We start from the raw sequence: 20,337 nt of genomic DNA on the forward strand, positions 1-20,337 counted from the left end.
CTTTTTACTGTTGAGTTTTGCTCGCGGTGAGTTTCGCCTGCTGGCTTCTCAGTGTTCAGCGTCTAAAACCTTAGCTTCTACAGCTTCGCGCCGTTGCTGGCAATCACCTCGCGGTACCAGTGGAAGGACTTCTTGCGGTAGCGCGCCAGGGTGCCGGTGCCGTCGTCGTTGCGGTCCACGTAGATGAACCCGTAGCGCTTGGACATCTGCGCGGTGGAGGCGCTAATCATGTCGATGCAACCCCAGGTGGTGTAGCCGAGCACGTTCACGCCGTCCTCAATCGCCTCACGCACGGCGTGCAGGTGCTGGCGCAGGTAGTCGATGCGGTAGTCGTCTTCCACAGTGAGCTCACCGTTCACCTCGACCAGTTCGTCGCGGGCACCCAGACCGTTCTCCACGATGAATAGCGGCTTCTGCCAGCGGTCCCAATACTGGTTGAGAACCACACGCAGACCGGTCGGGTCAATCTGCCAACCCCATTCGCTGGCGGGCAGGGTCGGGTTCGCCACGCCGCCGAGGATATTGCCTTCGCCGCGCTCGCCTCGTGCCGGGTCGCCGGTCGCGCAGGTGGACATGTAGTAGCTGAACGACACGAAATCCACGGTGTTTTTCAGGTCCTCGCGGTCCTGCTCGGTGATGTTCAGCTCCACGCCCTTCTCACGCAGGGCACGCAGGAAGTAGCCGGGGTATGCGCCGCGCACGTGCACGTCACCGAACGCGAAGTTCGCCTGTTCCGCCTGCATGGCGGCGAGTACGTCGGCGGGGTCGGGGGTGAGCGGGTAGGTGGGCATGGCTAGAATCATGCAGCCGATCTGTGCGCCGGGTGCCAGTTCGCGTGCCGCGGCGGTGGCGCGTGCGGAGGCGACCAGCTCGTGGTGCATCGCCTGGTACAGGTCGGCGTCGCTGAGCTGGTCCGCCGGGGTGTTGATGCCGCCGGACATGAACGGCAGGTGCAGCATCGAGTTGATTTCGTTGAAGGTCAGCCAGTACTTCACACGCTTGCCGTAGCGGGCGAACACGGTGCGGGCGTAGCGTTCGTAGAAGCCGATGAGTTCGCGGCTGGTCCAGCCGTTGTACTGCTCGACCAGGTGCAGCGGCGTTTCGTAGTGGCTGAGGGTGATGAGCGGTTCCATGCCGTGCTTTTCGAGCTCGTCCAGCACGCGGTCGTAGAAGGCGAGGCCCGCCTCGTTCGGGGTTTCTTCGTCGCCGCGGGGGAAGATACGCGACCAGGCGATGGAGAAGCGGAAGACCTTGAAGCCCATCTCCGCGAGCAGGGCGATGTCTTCGCGGTAGCGGTGGTAGAAGTCGACGCCTTCCAGCTTGAGGTTGTCCTCGGTGGGTTCGGCGGTGCGCGGGTACAGGCCGCCGGCGGGTAGCACATCCTGCAGGCTGGGGCCCTTGCCGTCTTCATTCCAGGCGCCTTCGAACTGGTTGGCGGCGGTGGCGCCTCCGAAGAGGAACCCTGCGGGGAACGCGCCGAGCGGCTGCGGCTCGGTCAGCGCCGGGTTGGTGTTGGGCAGCGCGGCGGTTTGGGCGGTGATGTGCTGGTCCTGATGCACGGCATCCTCCAAGGTGTTTTGGGTCTTTCTTCTACCCTAGCGGAGGGGGTGGGGGATTACTAGGTTTGCGCTGTTTTGGGGTTCAGTTTTGGGACTCAACGGGCGCGTAAAAGCCCGGTGTTCTCACACGAAAATTCACGTGAGAATACCGGCTTTTGCAGTGCTTTTATACAGCGCTTTTATGCCGAGCTAAGCTGCTAAGCTTTTACGTCGGGGTAAGCTGCTAAGCTGCCGCGGGGTCTGCGATACTAGTTGGCGAAGCCGAGCGCGAACAGCCACGCGGTACCGACTACGCCCCAGACGACGAGGTTCACGATAGCTGCCATGAAGCCGATCTTGAACCATTCGCCCACGCTGAAGTAGCCGGAACCGTAGTACACGCCCGCCGGACCGGAGGCGTAGTGGGTGATGCCGCCAATCAGGTTGCCCATGAAGCCGAGGAACAGCGCCGCGAACATCGGCGGAACACCGGCAGCTACCGCCGCACCGAGGAACACGGCGTACAGCGCCACAACCTGCGCGGTGTTCGAAGCGAACATGTAGTGGATGAAGAAGTACGCCAGAACCAGGATTGCGAATGCCATAGGCCACGCCATGCCGCTGACGCTGTGCGCCGCCTGCTGACCGATCCAGTCGACGACCTTGAGCTTCTTCAGGTGGTCCGCCATGCCGACGAGCACGGCGAAGAAGATGAGGGTGGACCATGCGCTGGAGTTCTTCGCCATGTCCTTCCAGGTCAGGACCTTGGTGACCAGCAAAATCGCGATGCCGAAGAATGCGGCGCTGGTGGCGTCAATACCCAGGGAGGTACCGGTAATCCACAGGACCAGCAGCAGTGCGAAGGTGCCGAGCATGATCCATTCCTTGGAGCTCATCGGGCCCATTTCGTGCAGTTCCTGGCGGGCGTGCTCGGGGGCGTCCGGGGTCTTCTTGATGGTCGGCGGGTAAATCTTCGACATGATCCACGGCATCACGATCAGTGCGGCAAGACCGGGGACGATAGCGGCGAGCGCCCAGGTACCCCAGTCGAGGTTGATGCCGCGGTCGTGCGCGAACTTCTGCGCCAGCGGGTTACCCGCCATTGCGGTCAGGAACATTGCGGAGGTGATGGTGTTGACCTGCGCCTCCGTCATGAGCAGGTAGGAACCGAGCTTACGGCGCGATTCGGGGGTCTCGTTGGTGGAGCCGTTGACCTCGGAGAGGGAACGGATAATCGGGTAAATCACGCCACCGGCACGTGCCGTGTTGGAGGGGGTGGCGGGGGCGAGAACCAGGTCGGTGATTGCCATACCGTAGGACAGGCCGAGGGAGGACTTGCCGAGCGCACGCACGAACAGCAGCGCGATGCGCTTGCCCAGGCCGGTGATGAGGAAGCCGTCGGCGATGAAGAACGCGGCAACAATAATCCAGATGGAGGAGTTACCGAAGCCGGTCAGCGCCTCACTCTTTGCCGCCATGGTGCCGGTAATCATTGCGGCACCCAGGCCGACGAGCGCCACGGACGGGGTGGGCAGCGGCTGCAGGATCAGGCCGAGGATGGTGCCGACGAAGATGGCGAGCATGTGCATGCCGCGCGGGTCGACGCCTTCGGGGGCAGGAATGAACCAGATGGCGAGGGTCGCTACGAGGATGATGGCAACGTGCAGGATCAGCTTGTTTCGCTGTTTGCGGGCTGCGTTCGCCCCCTGGCTGGGGGCGGCGGCTACCGCTGTGTTGGTGGACTGTGTCATGTCCGTACTCCTTATGTGAAACGTACAGTGTGGTCCGTGGCGGGTGGGCCGTCACGGTGTGCGCGTTTCTTCTGCGTTGTCATGCTGTGTTGTGTACTTGTGGCAATGTGTGGGATGCCACGTAGTCTTTTAATCGTAGTGGTTTGGGTTCACCGAGTGAAGAAAATCGGCATAAAAAATGTGAATATGACCGGGCGTATCGACCGCTGGGCAGTCACCTCTGAGCTGCCCTTGAGACGCCCGCCGACCGCGCATCGTAAGTGACGGGCGTAACCGTAAAATAGGAACGTGCAGATTATTCGAGAGACCGGCCCCGAGTCCGGCGATATCCTCATTCACCACGACCAGACGGTGCAGATGCTCCGTGAGGTGGCAAGCGGGCAGCGTGAAGCCACCCTACGCATGTATCAGCCGAACCCGACGGTCGCTTTCGGCCGCCGCGACGAACTAAACCCCGGATTCGCGGACGCCTCCGCGGCGTGCGCCGAGCACGGTTTCGAGGTGCTGGTACGCAAGGTTGGAGGGCACGCCGCCGCCTACCATCAGGGGTGCCTGGTCGTGGACCATTTTCAGCCCGCCTCCGACGCGCGAAGCGGCAACACCCTACGCTATGAACTGTTTGGTTCCATGTACGCGCAGGCGCTACGCGAAGTCGGCGTGGACGCGCGCATGGGCGAGATCCCGGGGGAGTACTGCCCCGGCGAGTATTCGGTGCACGCGCAGCTTCCCGCCTCCGCAGGTGGTGGCCGCATTAAACTGGTCGGCACCGCCCAGCGTGTGGTGACCGGCGGCTGGTGGTTCAGCACCGGCATCGTGGTCTCTGATTCTGCACCCCTGCGGGCGGTTACTGCGGATGTGTACCGTGCCCTCGGCATGGACCTGGACCCCGCCACGGTTGGCGCGGCGCAGGATGCGAACCCCGCCCTGCTCATGGAAGACCTGGAAGACGCCATCGTTGAGGTGTACGCCCAAAACGGCTTTCGCTGAAACGATTCGCCGAAGTGACGCACCGAGCGATTGGCCGGGCTGATTCACCGGACTGATTTCGCTCATCTTTATCCCTGACTTTACCCATAGACTTTTACCCCTAACCCGCCCCGAACTACCCCCACCTGAAGCGAAGGAGCATCCATGCGTTGGGCACAGATTAAAGACTCGAAGGGCAGCCGCGCAGTCTGCTTCTTCGAAGAGACCGTGTATGAGCTTCCGGCGAAGCTCAGCCCGCTACTGAATTTCTACAGCCGGTTCCGCCTGAACTTTGGCGACCCGAAAAACGCCGTAGCAATCCTGAAGGAGAACGGCGCGACCGTCATGGGTCACGGCGAGGAACTATGGAACTCCCTGCCGTTCATTCGCCCGCTGGATAAGCCCGGCAAGATTGTGTGCGCGGGCTTGAACTACCGCGACCACGCCGCAGAAATGAACCTTGAAGTACCCGAGCATCCGGCGCTGTTCGCGAAGTTCCCGAACGCTCTGATTGGTCCCGGCGAGCAGATCCGCATGCCCGCCGATGACGGCACCGGCAGCACGAAAATCGACTGGGAGGTTGAGCTGTGCCTGGTCGTGGGCGCTCGCCTGCGTAACGCCACGGAGGAGCAGGCACTCGAGGCTCTGATGGGGTACACGGTCATGAACGATGTGTCGGTGCGTGACTGGCAGGGCCGTTCCTCGGAGTGGTTCCAGGGCAAGAACTGGGATGCGATGACCCCGTTCGGTCCGGTGATTGTGAGCCCCGATGAGGTTGACCCGGTTGCCGGCCTGGAGCTGGTGTGTGAGGTGGACGGCGTGGTGCGTCAGCACGGCACGACGGCGGATATGGTGTTCACCCCGGCGCAGCTGCTGTCCTATATTTCGCGGTTTATGACCCTGGAGCCGGGCGACCTGGTGGCGACGGGTACCCCGGCGGGGGTTGGCTTGTCGCTGCATCCGCGTCAGTGGTTGAAGCCGGGTCAGACGGTGCGCACCCGCATTGAGGGCATTGGCGAGCTGGTGAATGTCTGCTCGGAGGCGGGCGCCCTGTAGCTATCCGGTAGCTCCGTAGTTATCGGGTAGCCCCGTAGCTACCGGATATTTCTGTGAGCAACCGCAATTGAACCCACGTGAACCCACTGAGGCGTCTGCGGTGCCTGCTATTGGGTGCACTAGAAGGCACCCATAAATGAATACTTATGCACCCCGCATGTGTTTTTGAGGCACATGCGGGGTGTTTCTATACCTTTTTAAAGCTCCCGGTGGGTGGCTTGGAATTCTTGGAATGTACGGCGAAGAGCGTCCTGTACGGGGGAGTGTGGCGCATGCATGGTTACACGCTGCCAAACACACAAAAACTTTAAGATTTGACCTAAATCTTAGGGTTTTGGGTGGGTTTTGTGGGTCTATAGGGGTGAAACAAGGGGGTTCCTGTGGGTGCGGCCCCTGCTTGAAAGTTGCTGATCTGGCGTACGGGAGCCCCTGTTTCGGTGATTGAGACCATATCTACCCTCGGTACAGAATCCCAATTGTGGGCACGTGTGAGAAATTCAACAGGGGGTTTTGGTGCGTCATTCCGGGAAGTTTGTGGTTGAAGGTTTAGTTTTTCGTGCGCAATTTTCGTTTTTCTCAAGTTACACTCGCCTGACTAGGAGTAAAACTCAAACACTGTGGTGCAAATTTCAAGAGGCTGAACATCTATCGGTGCACACAGGTGTAAAGAAATATGAGCCTAAACCTGAACCTTTGACAAAAAAATCGGTGCCCCAAGTCACAAACTCGTTTTGCGTTCGCCTAAAAGACTATGTAGGGTATGGGGATTATCTGAGAGTTTCCTGAGAATTCCTGCCAGAAGATCAGGACCCACCCGGGCATACCCTCAGATGCATATTTCACTCACGTCCGTGTTTGTTCATACAAACGCACTCACTCAAACAAGCCGACACGAACGGAAGAAAAACATGACCACAACTGCATCCAAAAATCCGGCACAGCGCCCGACAAACCGCCGCCGTGCCACCATCGCTGTCTCCACAGCACTGGCAACCGTCATCACCGGCGCGAACCTCCCCGCGACCTTCGGTGCCACCGCCTCCACCCGCAACGTATCCGGTACCACCTGCGTCGAAGCAGGCTACCGCACCGTGCCGACTCTCGCGAACATTACCAACGTCGCGCCCGGTCCGACCTGCTACTGGAACCCCGACCAGCAGGCACAGACCATTGACACTCTCGCACCGGTCGACTCCTCCCTCACCAAGGAGCAGCTGACCACCACCGAGAACACCTCGCCCCTGAGCGGCAAGCTCGCCAGCGACTCCTTCGCAGCCCAGAAGCTCACCGGCACCGAAGCCGTCGCGCCCAACAGCAGCGAAATTAGCCGCACCTTCCTCGAATACAGCGGCGATGCGGGCAACCACCCCGTCACCACCGCCATCAACGGCGGTACCCTCAAGAAGATTCGCACCCAGACCGTTGGCGGCCACGAGAACATCCCGACCCTCGCCGTGAACTCCGCGAACCCGCACCAGGAGTACGTCGAGGTCGTCTCTCGTGACCAGCGCGTCAACGCTAATCCCGAGAACAAGCGCATTCTCACCGGCGGCATCCCGATCCCGAACTGGCTTGCTGAGGACCACGGCCTCTCCGGCGACCAGTCCATCGCCCTGTACGACGAGGCGACCGGCATCTGGCGCTCCTACTTCAAGTTCGTCAAGGATGCAGACGCACAGACCTACACCAGCACCGCCCGCGTGCAGGTGGGCGGCGGTAACGCATCCACCCCCAAGAGCGCCAAGATTCAGTACGACAACGTCGGCCGCGGCAATGCGGGTCAGACCGTCACCATCAAAGCGCCCGTGAGCATCGATGCGAAGTCCGGCAACGCCCGCACCTCCTACCCGATTGCTCGCGGTGCGAAGTTCCGCCTGGCAAAGAACGTGCCCGGCGCGTCCATCAACGAAACCACCGGCGAGATCACCTACAAGATTCCGGCAGGCACCCGCGGCACCGTGGACATCCCCGTTGCGGTTGACTACCCGGCGACCTACCACGTGTCCTCCGGCGGCTACATGCTCGCTAAGCCGAACTTCGGCGGCGTGGGCGAAGACAACTACTGGCTGACCCTCAAGAACGGCACCTCCTCCGTGGTGGGCCTGGCAAACGAGCTCACCCAGATCGGTGTGGACGAGCTTAAGGCAGGCAAGATCAACCACATGGTGTCCATCACCGCGGCTGACTACGCAGCGATGACCGCCTCCTTCCCTGCGAAGGGCACCGACGGCAAGATTAACCTGAGCAAGTACCCGAACGCACCCCGCGCGGGTCAGCGCGGCTTCCTGCCCGCAAGCTTTGACGTGGAAGAGCACCTGGCAAACACCGGCCACGCCGACGACCAGCTCACCCGCATGATCCTGACCGCGATGAAGGAATACGGCTTCATCCTTACGGACCACAACCTCTTCACCAACGCATTCAACCTGGAGGCGGCAAGCTCCTACGCACCCTACGCCCGCCAGGGTAAGAACGTGTACAAGGAAGACCCGCAGCTGGCGGCAATGTTCGCGAACTTCGTTCCCAGCGGTTTCACCGGCAACCAGTTCCCCTGGCAGCAGGTGCAGTGGATGCCCGTGAACTACACCGAGTCCGCTGAGAATACCGCACGCCGTGAGGGTACCCAGGTTCTGCCGCAGAGCAACAACCAGGCGACCGACTCGAACGCTGACGCACACAAGATTGCACGCCCCGTGACCGTGCGCCGTTCCGCCGTGCGCACCCCCAAGGCTGACCGCATCAGCGATGCCGAGACTCAGAACGCGGCAGTGAACCAATCTTCGGATGCCGTGAAGTTCAAGTACCCCTCGGACGCTTACGGTAAGACCGGCACCGGCTCCGGCGTGATTTACCAGCCCGCCGAGCACCACGCCACCGTCTACTCGGGTGAAACTGCCGTGGCGCAGAGCGTGCACCAGAGCCACAAGGTCTCCCCGAACTACCGCTACGCCCGCGACTACAACTTCCAGGAAATCGAGCAGACCCCGAACTTCCGCCCCAGCCGCTGGGTCAACAAGGAGAAGATCAACACTGCTGGCGGCCAGTTCTCCAGCGCCGAGACCGGCATCCGTTTTGCCTCCAACGGCAAGACCGGCACCTACTCGATTGATCTGAATACCCACGAGGTTACCGGCACCACCTGGGACCTGCGCCGCGATAACGGTAAGAACATCACCGTGAACCGCACCGGCAAGGCACCCGCCCGCATGTCCGATGTGAAGGCGAAGAAGGGTTCCGCCGCACAGCTGTACTCGATCCCGCTGAAGGTGCACGTGGTCGACAAGAACAGCCCCATCGCGCGTGAGGACTCCGTCTCCCTGTACTCGGGCACCACCCAGAACGTGGCAGTGCTGAACAACGACGAGGCGTCCTTCGGCGCGTTCAGCCGCGGCGAGACCGTGAAGAAGCTGGAGCTGCTTAACCAGCGCGGCCAGGCCGTCAGCGCATACAGCGACGAATACGGCACCTACCGTGTGGTGACCCTGCCCGACGGCACCCAGGGCATCGCGGTTTCTGCTAAGAATAAGCAGGGCTTCGCACCGCTGGTCCGCTACCGCGCAGTGACCGACAAGGGCGTAAAGTCCGCTGAGGGTTACCTGCAGGTGGCAGTAGCTAACCGATAGCGGCCGCGCATGTAGTATTAGCGCACTTCAAGAGCGCACATAGGGGAGAGGGGCACGCTCAAGAAAGCACGCCGCACAGGCGTCACTTTCTTGACGTGCCCCCTTCCTGTACCTAAGGTGAAAATACTATGACTCAGAGCCAGCACACAGACCAGACCGAAACTAACACCACCCACAACCACCCCGCAGACCATGTAGCGGCGCACATCGCCGAGCATGCCTCGGCGCACGACCACGAGGTGCCCGCCAACGCGCCCCTCCTTGAAGGTAGCTGCCCCAAGGATTGGGAGGAACAGTTCGGCCCGTCCGTCGCGATTTTCTCTGCGCTCGCGAACCCGCTGCGCCTGGCGCTTGCGCATCACCTGATGCACCGCCCGCACAGTGTGAGCGAGTTGCACACCTGCCTGGGCATTTCGCAGCCTCTCGCATCGCACCACCTGCGCATCCTGCGTGAGGCGCACGTCATTGACCGTGAGCAGCAGGGCCGCACCACCATTTACCGTCTGAAGGACGACCATATTAGCCACATTGTGCTTGACGTGTATGAGCATACGCGTGAGCATCATGCGGACTAGTCTGCCCTTAAGCTGAGCGTTGGCTGGGAGCCGTTGTAAGATGGTGTGTGTCCGTGCACCAGTACAGTGCGGAATAGTATGCGCACCCGCGGCGCCCCGAGTGGCACGCGCGCGCCTGAGTTAAGGAGACTTATGTCTGCCGCTGATTCTTCAGCAATTGTTATTAGCGTTTCTGGTGAGGAGCGCGAGGTCACCGCGAAGACTGCCGCTGAGCTGTTCGCTGACGACCCGAAGATCGTTGTAGCACGCGTGAACGGCGTGCTCGTTGACCTCTCCCACGAGCTGTCTGCTGGCGACTCCGTTGAGCCGGTTTTCATTCACGAACCGGACGGCCTGAACGTTCTGCGCCACTCCGCTGCGCACGTGATGGCGCAGGCGGTGCAGGAGTACCGCAAGGACGCCAAGCTGGGCATTGGCCCGTACATTACTGACGGCTTCTACTTTGACTTTGATGTGGCTGAGCCGTTCACCCCGGAAGATCTGAAGAAGATCGAGAAGTCGATGATTAAGATCATCAAGTCTGGTCAGCTGTTCCGCCGCCGCGTGGTCACCCACGACCAGGCTGTCGCTGAGATGGCGAACGAGCCGTACAAGCTGGAGCTGCTCTCCCTGAGCCAGGGCCCCGGTTCTGGTGCGGATGCTGCCGAGGGTGCATCCGTGGAGGTCGGCGAGGGTGAAATCACCATCTACGACAACGTGAACCCGAAGACCGGCGAGACCGTCTGGAAGGACCTCTGCCGCGGCCCGCACCTGCCGAACACCAAGCTGATCGCTAACGGTTACGCCCTGATGCGTGCCGGTGGCGCGTACTGGCGTGGTTCTGAGAAGAACCCCATGCTGCAGCGTATTTACGGTACCGCGTGGCCGACTAAGGACGAGCTGGTGGCGTACAAGGAGCGCATCGCTGAGGCGGAGCGCCGCGACCATCGCCGCCTGGGCCGTGAGCTGGACCTGTTCTCCTTCCCGAAGAACATTGGCCCCGGCCTGCCGGTGATTCACCCTAAGGGTGGCGTGATTAAGCGCGAGATGGAAGATTACGTGCGTACCCGCCACATTCAGGAGGGTTTCCAGTACGTCAGCACCCCGCACATTTCGAAGGAAGACCTGTTCTACACTTCCGGTCACCTTCCGTACTATGCGGACGGCATGTTCCCGGCTATGGAGCTGGATAACGGTCATTACCGTCTGAAGGCTATGAACTGCCCGATGCACAACGAGATTTACCGTTCTCGTGGCCGTTCGTACCGTGAGCTGCCGCTGCGTTTCTTCGAGTTCGGCACCGTGTACCGTGATGAGAAGTCCGGCGTGCTGCAGGGCCTGACCCGCGTGCGCATGATTAGCCAGGACGACTCCCACTCGTATGTGACGAAGGAGCAGGCACCGGACGAGGTGCGTCACCTGCTGAAGTTCATGCTGAGCCTGCTTGAGGACTTCGGCATGACTGACTTCTACCTTGAGCTGTCCACCCGCGACACTGAGGGCGATAAGAAGGACAAGTTCATCGGTACCGATGAGCAGTGGGAAGAGGCTACCGCGGTTCTGGAGCAGGTTGCGAAGGAGACCGGCCTGGAGCTCGTACCCGATCCCGGTGGAGCTGCGTTCTACGGCCCGAAGATTTCGGTTCAGGCGAAGGATGCTATCGGCCGTACCTGGCAGATGTCGACCGTTCAGTACGACTTTAACCAGCCGAGCCGTTTCGGTCTGGAGTACCAGGCTGCGGACGGCACCGTGCAGGAGCCGGTCATGATTCACTCGGCGAAGTTCGGCTCGATTGAGCGCTTCTTGGGTGTGCTGACTGAGCACTATGCGGGTGCGTTCCCGGCGTGGCTGGCACCGGTTCAGGTGATTGGCGTGCCGGTGGCTGAGGCGTTCAACGACTACATGACCGAGATCGCGGATAAGCTGCGTGCGCACGGTGTGCGTGTTGAGGTGGATTACGGTTCGGATCGTTTCACGAAGAAGATTCGTACTGCGTCTACTGAGAAGGTTCCGTTCATTCTGATTGCTGGCGGTGAGGATGCGGAGCACGGCGCTGTTTCGTTCCGTTTCCGCGGTAACAAGCAGGAGAACGGTGTGCCTGTGGATGAGGCTGTGGCACGTATTGTGGAGCATATCCGCAACCGCGTGAACGAAGACCCCAAGCCCAGCACTGAGGCTGCTGAGTAGTACTAGGCTTCTGGTCTAACTCATATATAGAAACCACCCCCTTTGCGGCGACAAGCTGCGGAGGGGGTGGTTTCTTTTGTGCGCTTTGAGGAGGTGCGGGTGGAGAAAAGTGTGTTGTGGTGGAGTTTTTCCTAGTCTGGGCGGGTGTCTTCGTGCTAATGTAAGTGACGGCGCTAACGTTCGTTGGCGTTCACAAGTATCGATAACTGAAAGAATCGGTTAGAGAAGTGTTTGTGGTCGTAATGCATCATATTGCGACCCGTGGACCAAATATCTTTTCCCATAGTTTAGGAGATGTGATGACGAATCTCGAGGAAGAAATTCGTAAAGCTCGGCGCGAGATTAGGGCAGAGGCCTACGCGATGAGTATCGGTGAGCTGGCGAATATGTACGCTGAAGGTGACTTGCTTTTGACACCTGTATATCAGCGTTTGTTTCGCTGGGATCTACGACAGAAGAGTCAGCTTATTGAAAGTATCCTAATTGGACTTCCTTTGCCTTCTGTTTTCGTCGCTGCAGATACGGAGGGGCGCTGGGAAGTGGTGGATGGACTACAGCGTATTAGTACGCTTTTGGAGTTTATGGGATATCTGAAAGATGAAGAATTAGAGAATGAAGATAATCATAAAATTAAACCTGCATCCGTACTAGGAAAAACTGAATATCTTCCCTCTCTTGAAGGCGTTGCTTGGGATGAAGAGGTGAGAACTAAGAATACACCTAAGGGGTATCTCAGTGAGGCTCAAAAGCGAGACCTTAGGCGCTCAAAGATTGATGTTAAAATCATTGAGAGAGATTCTGACATTAAGGCAAAATATGATCTTTTTAAGCGCCTTAATTCAAATAGCAGTAAATTGGATCCTCAGGAAATTCGTAATGCGGTAATTGCTAGTGAATCCCCGGAAATGGTGAGGTGGATTTCGCGGAAGGCAAGTTCTCCTGAGTTTTTGAATCTTATGACTCTTACTCAAAAGCGATTGAAGAAGAAGTATAATGAAGAGATGCTTCTTCGGTTCTTGTTGCTATCTCACCTGTCCAATGAGAATATTAAAAGCATATCAGATTTCACTAAAGATATAGATAATTTTGCATTTGATATTGCGGTAAATTTTGAATCCAGAAAAGATGCATATGATGAATTGTTTGATGCTACGTTTGGAAAGTTGTCAGAGTTTCGCAATATTTTCCATCCTTGGGACAGTAAAAATAATAAATATATTGAAAAATTTAGCCTTAGTGCATTTGAGGCATTTGCCTCCGGTGTTGGGTATTGTGTCTTCAACGATTTAAAGTTTAATGATAATTTTGAGGAGGTATCCAAGAAATTCTGGGGAAAGCCTGAGGCGAAGAAGATTACTGGGTCAGCGACTGAGGCGCGAATTAAATGGACGGTCCCGGCTGGTCGTGAATTACTAGGCGCTTCGATAGATTAGGGGATTTACTTCTGTGTCTAAAGAAGAAGCAAGCAACCTGGACATTGATTTTGAAAAAGAGATTGATGCAGAAACAGCCTGGAGGAAACGTGAATTAATTCAAATTAAATTTGATATAAAACGGATTAAAAACCAGCAGGAGTCTTTAAGAATTAGTGCAAAAATGTATAGATTAAAGGCTGCTTATGTCATGCTTTATTCACATTGGGAAGGGTGCGTCAAAGAGATGGGATTGAAGTATGTTGAGGCCATTAACTCAAAAAGGTTGTCTCAGTCGGACGTCAATGATTCTTTGAGAGCTGCATTTCTGGCAGATTCTTTAAAGCCGCTTGCCTCTTTGGTAAGTAAAGATGGTTTTGATATATCTAAATTCTTGGACAAGTATTCTGAGTTTCAGGAGAAGGATTTCTTTGTTAAAGCATCGATTGTAAATACAAAGGCTAACCTTGGGCATGATACTCTGTTTAAAATACTTCAGGATTTAAATGTTTATGACTCATCAATCAGAGAATCTCTAGGTGGAAAATTTATAAAATCAAGTAAAAATCTTCTTAGTATGAGAAATGCTGTTGCTCACGGCAATAAAGAGGTTGTTGAAGAAGTAAATGAAGCGATTGATCAGTATTTGGAAATACATCAAGAAATTGTAGATGCAATAGATGTAATAGCGGATGCGTTTTGTGACGCGTGGATTTATAAGAAATATCTAAAGACTGTAGGGTAAAGAGATGTTTGATAGATCTTGTACAAATTGTTTTATATCAGTGTGGAAAGGAGTATCATAAAGGGGTATAGATTTCTGAGGAAATAAGCTTGCATCGGGGTGCTGTAACTGGTCTACCCGTTGTAATCCAGAACAGTCTGCACTCGTAGCCTTGTGGGTTTAGAGTGTCGGGGAGCGCGGCAAATCATCCAAGCCGAACGCGTACGAAACCTCGGACAAGACTCACGAGGCGTAACAACCGTTGCCAGCACATCCGGCGTAACCCAGCCGGAAACCGCACATGAAGACCTAACAATCGGCACCTTCCTGCAGTACGCACAGATGATCCCGAACGGCTCAGTCGTCCTAGAAAGCGACCTGAGCCCAGCACGGAGGCTGCTGAGTAGTACTAGGCTTTCTTGGTCTAGCTCATATATAGAAACCACCCCCCTTGCGGCGACAAGCTGCGGAGGGGGTGATTTTTTGTGCGCTTTGAGGAGGTGAGGGTGGGGGAGGGACGGGTGGGGTGCAGAAAGTTGTGTCGCGGGCTAGTTTTTAGCTCCAGAGTGCTAGCGTGGTAGTAAGGCGAACGTCCATAGTCATTCAGAAAATGGGTAGCTGGATGGTCCTGAAAATGATGTCTCACTGTTGATTATTGAGGGAGCACGAGCGTATGAAGTCGAATAAGTATGTTCCTGTTGGGATGCTGTTCTTGATCCTGGCAATTATCTTGAACGCAGTGTCAAATGTCAGCGACCTAGTGCTTGGAATTCTCTACGGCATCTCAATAGCAGTATTGATTATTGGACTTTTGAATAGTCGAAAATAGGTGCTGCATCAGACAAAAACGGACCCGGCAGCTATCCATCAGATAGCCCGCCGGGTCCCTTCTTTATACCGTTGCTATGCGCTCAGCCCTAGCGGGTGGTGCGCTCCAGCAGCTGCAGCACGTTCTAGTAGGTGTGGCCAGTGCGGGCTGACTGCAGTTGACCGTGGCCAGCTAAGCTAGCGAACTGGCACCGAGCCTATATATAGGACCCCCTGCGGCGACAAGCTGCGGAGGGGGTGGTTTTTGTTGGTAAATTTTACAATATTTGATATTTCAAATACCTGAATACGTCAGTAAATATTTGTGTGATACATTAAAATTATTACCTGATTGGTTAAGGTGTAATAATGGTTGTGCATTAATTATTTTATAAATAAATTTTAAAATACTCAGGAGGAAGATTGGGAAAGAAGAAACCTCGTTTGCAAGAGGGCGCTGTTTTTCAGTGCTTATGTGCATCGTGTCGTAAAACTTGGAATATCCCTGCAATTATCTCATACCTAGATGATGAAGGGAATATTAAAATATCGGACAGGCATACAACTTGCACTAAAACTGATTCTAATAAAAATTTATTCTATAACTTTAGTTTGGAGCTATTGTTTCACGATGATTCTCTTCGAGCTAATGAATATTGGAATATAATTCGTGGGTGTTCCTCTCATCGAAATTTTCATTATCATATTTACCGGTATCACAGTGGCCGTGATACACGTATGGAAAATCATCCACTGAACAGTATTGCGGAGAGTAATGCTGCTTATGAGGAAGCAAATATCCATATTGTAGAAGGTGCCATAGAGAGGATTGAAGAATGGCAAGCCTCGAATTGATGAAGGAGCGAGCTCGTATTGCTGGCCGATTCAATCTGGCTGCTCGTCGGAACTCAAAGTACCGCAATATTGTAGATCTTGTGGCATTTAAATCAAATGGAGAATGCCGTGTTGTTCCAGCTGCGCCTGTAGAAAAGGTAAATGATGTGGTGCGTCGATCTTTAGCTATTGCTGATGGTTTTCCTGTTGTTGTTGTGACTGAGGTGGAGGGGCAATTGTATGCGAAAACTCTGCACAGTACTGCCGAGAAGGTGCTTGACCAAAAACCGCAAGGTGTTGTTCTAGCGTCACCTGAGACGGGTATAACCGAGGCAAAAACATTGCCAAATGATGTGAATATTGGAGATTATTTAAAAAGTATTCAGGGAATTTCTAATGTTTCAAATATATTGGAAGAAGATTATTTGTCTCTCTGGAACGAATCTTCTCATGAAAATAAAATTGAAGCTAATATTACTAAGTTCTCATTTGCCTAAATACTTGTGTGGCATAAATAAATTATATTTAAAACATAGTAGGGACCCGGCAGGCCATCCACATTGGATAGCCCGCCGGGTCCCTTCCTTTATACCGTTGCTATGCGCTCAGCCGTTTAGCGGGTGGTGCGTTCCAGCAGCTGCAACACGTTCTGGTAGGTGTGGCCGGTCGCCTCCGTCATGCCCTGCTCACAGGTGCGGTTTGCCGAAATGTATGCGGCGAACTCCTTCTGCTCGCTCAGCTCCGCAGCCTCCGCCTCCGTAGCGCTCGCAGTCAGCTCAGGGTGCAGCATACCGCGGTCACCCGCATAACCACAGCAACCCCAGTGCTTCGGCACGTACACGTCGTCACTCATCGCGTTCGCAATCTTCTCAAACGCAGGCTGAGTACCCAAGTGAGTCATGGAGCAGGTCGGGTGTAGCGCAATCGACGGCAGGGGAGCAGACACGGTCAGCTTGTCCAGCATGTTATCGGCGGCGAACTGCACCGCGTCGTACATGCGCAGACGCGAGAAGTCCGGCTCACCCGGCTTCAAACCGTTCACGATCTTGTGCTCCAGCGCCTCAATAACCTTCTTGCGCATCACCTCAAGACCCTCAGTACAGGATGAAGCGTCACACACGACCGGCAGGCGGCCACCGTCAGTAGCCTCCCACAGGGACTTCAGCACACGGTCGCTCATAATCGAGTAGCCGTCGGTGAAGCCCTTCGACTTCCACGGGGTAGCACAGCACATCTCACCAATATTGTCCGGGATGCGGTACTTCACGCCCGCACGCTCACACAGGCGAATGAACGCCTGGGTTGCATTGACCGGGTCGTGCTTGCCGTCGCCGTCCACGCCGCCGAACATGGCGTTCACGCAGGCGGGGAAAAACACGATCTCAGCGGTTGCGTCCTTGTGCGGCTTACGCGCCGGGCCACCAACCGGCAGGTCCTTCTTGTAGGAAGGAACCATGTCGTCACCCATGACCTTGCGGGCAATATCGGTGGTGCCGTGTACTACGGGGAACGGCAGCTTCTTCGCCACGGTCAGGGCCTTGCCGGCGACCTTGTCCATGATGCCCCACTGCTGCGCGGCGACCTTCCAGCCGGTAGCGGCCAGCTTGTCCTGGTTCTCAGAACGCAGGCGGCGAATCAAATCACCGGTGTTAATGTTCACGGGGCAGCGGGTCTGGCACATGCCGTCCACGGCACAGGTCTCAATGCCGTAGTACTCGTACTCCTTACGCAGGCGCTCGGCGAGCTCGTGGTCGCCGTTCAACTCAGCGGCGGCAATCTCACGGCGCAGCACGATGCGCTTACGCGGGGTCAGGGTCAGGTTGCGGGAGGGGCAGACCGGCTCGCAGTAGCCGCACTCCACGCAGCGGTCGACTTCTTCCTCGACGGTTTCGGCGACCTTCAGGTCGGTCACGTAGTCGGTGTCCGGCTCGGCGAGCAGCACGCCGGGGTTCATGAAGCCCTTCGGGTCAATGAGACGCTTGATCTGGCGCATCACGTCGAAGAGTTCCTCACCGAACTGGCGGCTCACGAACGGCGCCATGATGCGGCCGGTACCGTGCTCAGCCTTCAGCGAGCCTTCGTTACCGAGAATCAGCTGAACCATTTCTTCGGTGAACTCGCGGTAGCGGTCCAGCTGCTTCGGGTCGCGGAACTGCTCGTTCAGCATGAAGTGGATGTTGCCGTCCTTCGCGTGACCGAAAATCACGGAATCCTTATAGCCGTGTGCGTCGAACAGCTTGGTCAGGTCGCTACAGGTGTTACCCAGAACCTCGACGGGCACGACCACGTCTTCCAGCAGGGCGTTCGTGCCGGAGGGGCGGTTACCCGCAACGGTGGTGTACAGGCCGCGGCGTGCCGCCCACAGGGCGTTACGTTCAGACAGCTTGCTGGTCATCGACACCGGCGAAGCCACCGGCAGGCTCTTAAACATGGGTGCAGCAGCGGCGGCAAGGTCGCTCAGCTCCTGCTCAGAGTTGCCCTGGAACTCAACCAGCAGGGCGGCGTGGTCCTTCACGTCGATGGCGGCGAGCGCCTCCGCAGCCTGACCGGTACGCTGAGCCACACGAATACTGGTGGCGTCCATCAGCTCGACGGTAGCGAGCTTGTTAGCAACCAGTTCGGGTACGGAGCGTGCCGCGTCAATGAGGTTGTCGAACACGAGCAGGCCGGTGGAAATGTTCTTCAGAATCGGCAGGGTGCGGTAGGTTGCCGAAGCAACGAAGCCGAGGGTACCCTCCGAACCAATCAGCAGGTGCTGCAGAATGTCCACGGGGGTTTCGAAGTCGACCAGGGAGTTCAGGCCGTAACCCATGGTGTTCTTCATGGAGTACTGCTGGCGAATCTTCGCCATGGACTCGGGGTTCTCGGTGACGCGCTTGCGCAGGCGCAGCAGGCCCTCGTGAAGCTCGGGTTCGAGGGAGCGTAGCTTCTGGTCGGCGTCCGGCTCGGCGGTGTCAATGATGGTGCCGCTGGGCAGCACGAACACCATGGAGTCCAGGGTGTTGTAGGTGTTGTACTTGGTGCCCGAAGACATGCCGGAGGAGTTGTTCGCGACCACGCCACCGATGGTGCAGGCGGACCAGGATGCCGGGTCGGGGCCGAGCTTGTAGCCGTATGGTGCCAGGTAGTTGTTGACCATCATGATGGTCGCGCCGGGCTGCACGCGCACCTTCTTGCCGTCTTCAAGAACCTCGATCTTCTTGAAGTGGCGGCGGGTGTCGACCATCAGACCGTCGCCGCTGGACTGGCCGGAGAGGGAGGTGCCGCCGGAGCGGAAGGTCAGCGGCAGGCCGAGGTCGCCGGCTGCGCGGAAGATGTTGGCGACGTCTTCGGCGGAGTCGGGGCGGATCAGGCCGGCGGGTACGAGCAGGTAGTGGGATGCGTCGTGTGCAATAGCGAGGCGTTCGAGCTCGGAGACGCTGGATTCGACGGCTTCTGCGCGTGCGTCGCTGAGCAGGCGCTTGAGGGTGTCCTCGTAGGGGGAATTGAGGGCTTCAGATGTATTTGACACAACGGTCATAATCTTGAGCTTCCTTACAGATGAAGGGGTGTGTAATGCTGTCTTTCTCAGTATCTTCTTTTGAACGCCGTCTTTTCCGCTTAGCTATGGCTAAGCTTGGCGACTACTTGTCACCATAAGGGAAGCGGGTTATACGCCGGGTGGTGATGTGGTTTCCCTGCGTATTTATTGGTATCCCGTGGGTTTTGTGCATGCGCCTGAAGGAGACAGCTACCCTGCCCGCGGACCGATTTGGAATTTTTTAGGTTCACCTACCAGCTGCTGTAACAATCCAGCAAACAACCCAAAAGAAAACGTGGGGCAGAAAGCTACATGCTTTCCACCCCACGCTTGTGTAACGTTTAGGCTTCGTCGAAGAAGTCCTCATCAATCCTCTTGATGGTGTAGGTTCGTTCCACCTGTACGCCGATACCGTACTTCACCATGAGACGGGCCAGCTGGTCACCATCTACCAGAACCACTGAGGTGCTACCGCTGAGTTTCTTCGCGAACTCCCGCGCGTCGGTGGTGAAAGAGCTCGAGGTGATGAATACGCCCTGCGTACCTTCTGCATGTACCGCACCGACAAATTCTTGGATAGCCGGTCGGCCTACGGTGTTTTTCTCACCGTATCGCTTGGCCTGAACGTAAATCTTTGACAGACCCAGTGCGTCCTGGTCGATGACTCCATCGATACCGCCATCGCGAGATGCCTGGGTGACGATACCCCGCTCTTCGGCGCCTCCGTATCCCATAGCTAGCAGGATATCCACCACCAACTGTTCAAAAGCGCCGGGGGATATGGAACGTACGCGCTCCAGAATATCGTGCACGAGTGCAGACTCCAGCTGAGCGATACTCTCATCAATGAGCTCTTGGGGAGTGCTCTCGTCTACGTTTGCGGGTTCGGACGTGCTGGGGGCTACCTTGGGCACATCGTTCTTCGTGCCGCTCTTAGCCGGCTGAGTCGGGGTTGCTGTGGAGGAGTTCGACTTAACGCCGCGAACAATCTCCGCGACGATTTCCGAAGGGAGGCCCTGAGGGTACTGATTAGCAAGCTTCTTGCCTTCGTCCGAAATCTTCTGACGGCCGCGACCCGGCGATTCAACGGCTCCCCACTGTTTGAGGTAGGTGAGACCCCAGCTAATGCGGTCCACGTATACAAGGCGTCGACGGTTCGACATGAGTTGCTTCATCTGCTTCGGTGAGAGTGCGGAACGCGCGGCAACAGCGGTATAGATTTCCTTATTGCTACGCTCGACGCCGTCGGAAAGGTAACTCAGGATATCAGGAATAAACTCGTAGAACTTGGGAACCACGACCGGTTCGATCTCGGATGCTGACGACTGATTGGTCATCGAGATAATCTCCATTGATTGGTGGATG

12 protein-coding genes are annotated in these 20,337 nt (G+C 56.7%); 8 read left to right on the plus strand and 4 right to left on the minus strand.

What is annotated here, in order from left to right:
- Positions 1-77 precede the first annotated feature (77 nt).
- Both ACP3RB_RS03385 and ACP3RB_RS03390 read right to left on the minus strand, forming a co-directional pair.
- The gene (locus ACP3RB_RS03385) at positions 78-1,559 is read right to left on the minus strand and encodes a glycoside hydrolase family 1 protein (protein ID WP_426699439.1); all 1,482 of its coding nucleotides are present in this window, start codon (positions 1,557-1,559) and stop codon (positions 78-80) included.
- 248 nt (positions 1,560-1,807) lie between these two features.
- On the minus strand, positions 1,808-3,289 hold the full coding sequence (locus tag ACP3RB_RS03390) for an anion permease (RefSeq protein WP_426699440.1): 1,482 nt from the start codon (positions 3,287-3,289) through the stop codon (positions 1,808-1,810).
- Between the two features lie 288 nt (positions 3,290-3,577).
- On the opposite strand from ACP3RB_RS03390, the gene ACP3RB_RS03395 reads away from it, so the two are divergent.
- From ACP3RB_RS03395 to ACP3RB_RS03430, 8 genes are all read left to right on the plus strand, one after another.
- On the plus strand, positions 3,578-4,276 hold the full coding sequence (locus tag ACP3RB_RS03395; RefSeq protein ID WP_426699441.1) for a lipoate--protein ligase family protein: 699 nt from the start codon (positions 3,578-3,580) through the stop codon (positions 4,274-4,276).
- Between the two features lie 144 nt (positions 4,277-4,420).
- Complete coding sequence (locus tag ACP3RB_RS03400) at positions 4,421-5,311, plus strand: fumarylacetoacetate hydrolase family protein (protein ID WP_311452229.1); 891 nt, start codon at positions 4,421-4,423, stop codon at positions 5,309-5,311.
- Between the two features lie 908 nt (positions 5,312-6,219).
- Complete coding sequence (locus ACP3RB_RS03405; protein ID WP_426699442.1) at positions 6,220-8,934, plus strand: Rib/alpha-like domain-containing protein; 2,715 nt, start codon at positions 6,220-6,222, stop codon at positions 8,932-8,934.
- Positions 8,935-9,062: 128 nt separating this feature from the next.
- The gene (locus ACP3RB_RS03410) at positions 9,063-9,509 is read left to right on the plus strand and encodes an ArsR/SmtB family transcription factor (protein WP_426699443.1); all 447 of its coding nucleotides are present in this window, start codon (positions 9,063-9,065) and stop codon (positions 9,507-9,509) included.
- Between the two features lie 132 nt (positions 9,510-9,641).
- Positions 9,642-11,675: a threonine--tRNA ligase gene (thrS, locus tag ACP3RB_RS03415; RefSeq protein WP_426699444.1), complete on the plus strand. Its 2,034-nt coding sequence runs from the start codon at positions 9,642-9,644 to the stop codon at positions 11,673-11,675.
- A 299-nt stretch (positions 11,676-11,974) separates the two neighbouring features.
- Positions 11,975-13,108, plus strand: coding sequence for a DUF262 domain-containing protein (locus ACP3RB_RS03420; RefSeq protein WP_424826348.1), 1,134 nt, complete (start codon positions 11,975-11,977; stop codon positions 13,106-13,108).
- A gap of 13 nt (positions 13,109-13,121) precedes the next feature.
- Complete coding sequence (locus ACP3RB_RS03425; RefSeq protein ID WP_424826347.1) at positions 13,122-13,832, plus strand: MAE_28990/MAE_18760 family HEPN-like nuclease; 711 nt, start codon at positions 13,122-13,124, stop codon at positions 13,830-13,832.
- A 1,622-nt stretch (positions 13,833-15,454) separates the two neighbouring features.
- A complete protein-coding gene (locus ACP3RB_RS03430) occupies positions 15,455-15,949 on the plus strand; it encodes a hypothetical protein (RefSeq protein ID WP_424826346.1) in 495 nt (164 codons plus the stop codon).
- 116 nt (positions 15,950-16,065) lie between these two features.
- Here the strand turns inward: ACP3RB_RS03430 and ACP3RB_RS03435 are convergent, their stop codons facing one another.
- Both ACP3RB_RS03435 and ACP3RB_RS03440 read right to left on the minus strand, forming a co-directional pair.
- Positions 16,066-18,972, minus strand: a complete 2,907-nt coding sequence (locus tag ACP3RB_RS03435; RefSeq protein ID WP_426699445.1) for an FAD-binding and (Fe-S)-binding domain-containing protein — start codon at positions 18,970-18,972, stop codon at positions 16,066-16,068.
- Between the two features lie 341 nt (positions 18,973-19,313).
- Entirely contained in the window at positions 19,314-20,309 is a 996-nt protein-coding gene (locus tag ACP3RB_RS03440; protein ID WP_426699446.1) for a restriction endonuclease, read from the minus strand.
- Positions 20,310-20,337: the final 28 nt, after the last annotated feature.

It is taken from the genome of Rothia mucilaginosa (genome assembly GCF_049990865.1).
Taxonomy (GTDB): Bacteria; Actinomycetota; Actinomycetes; order Actinomycetales; family Micrococcaceae; genus Rothia; species Rothia mucilaginosa_I.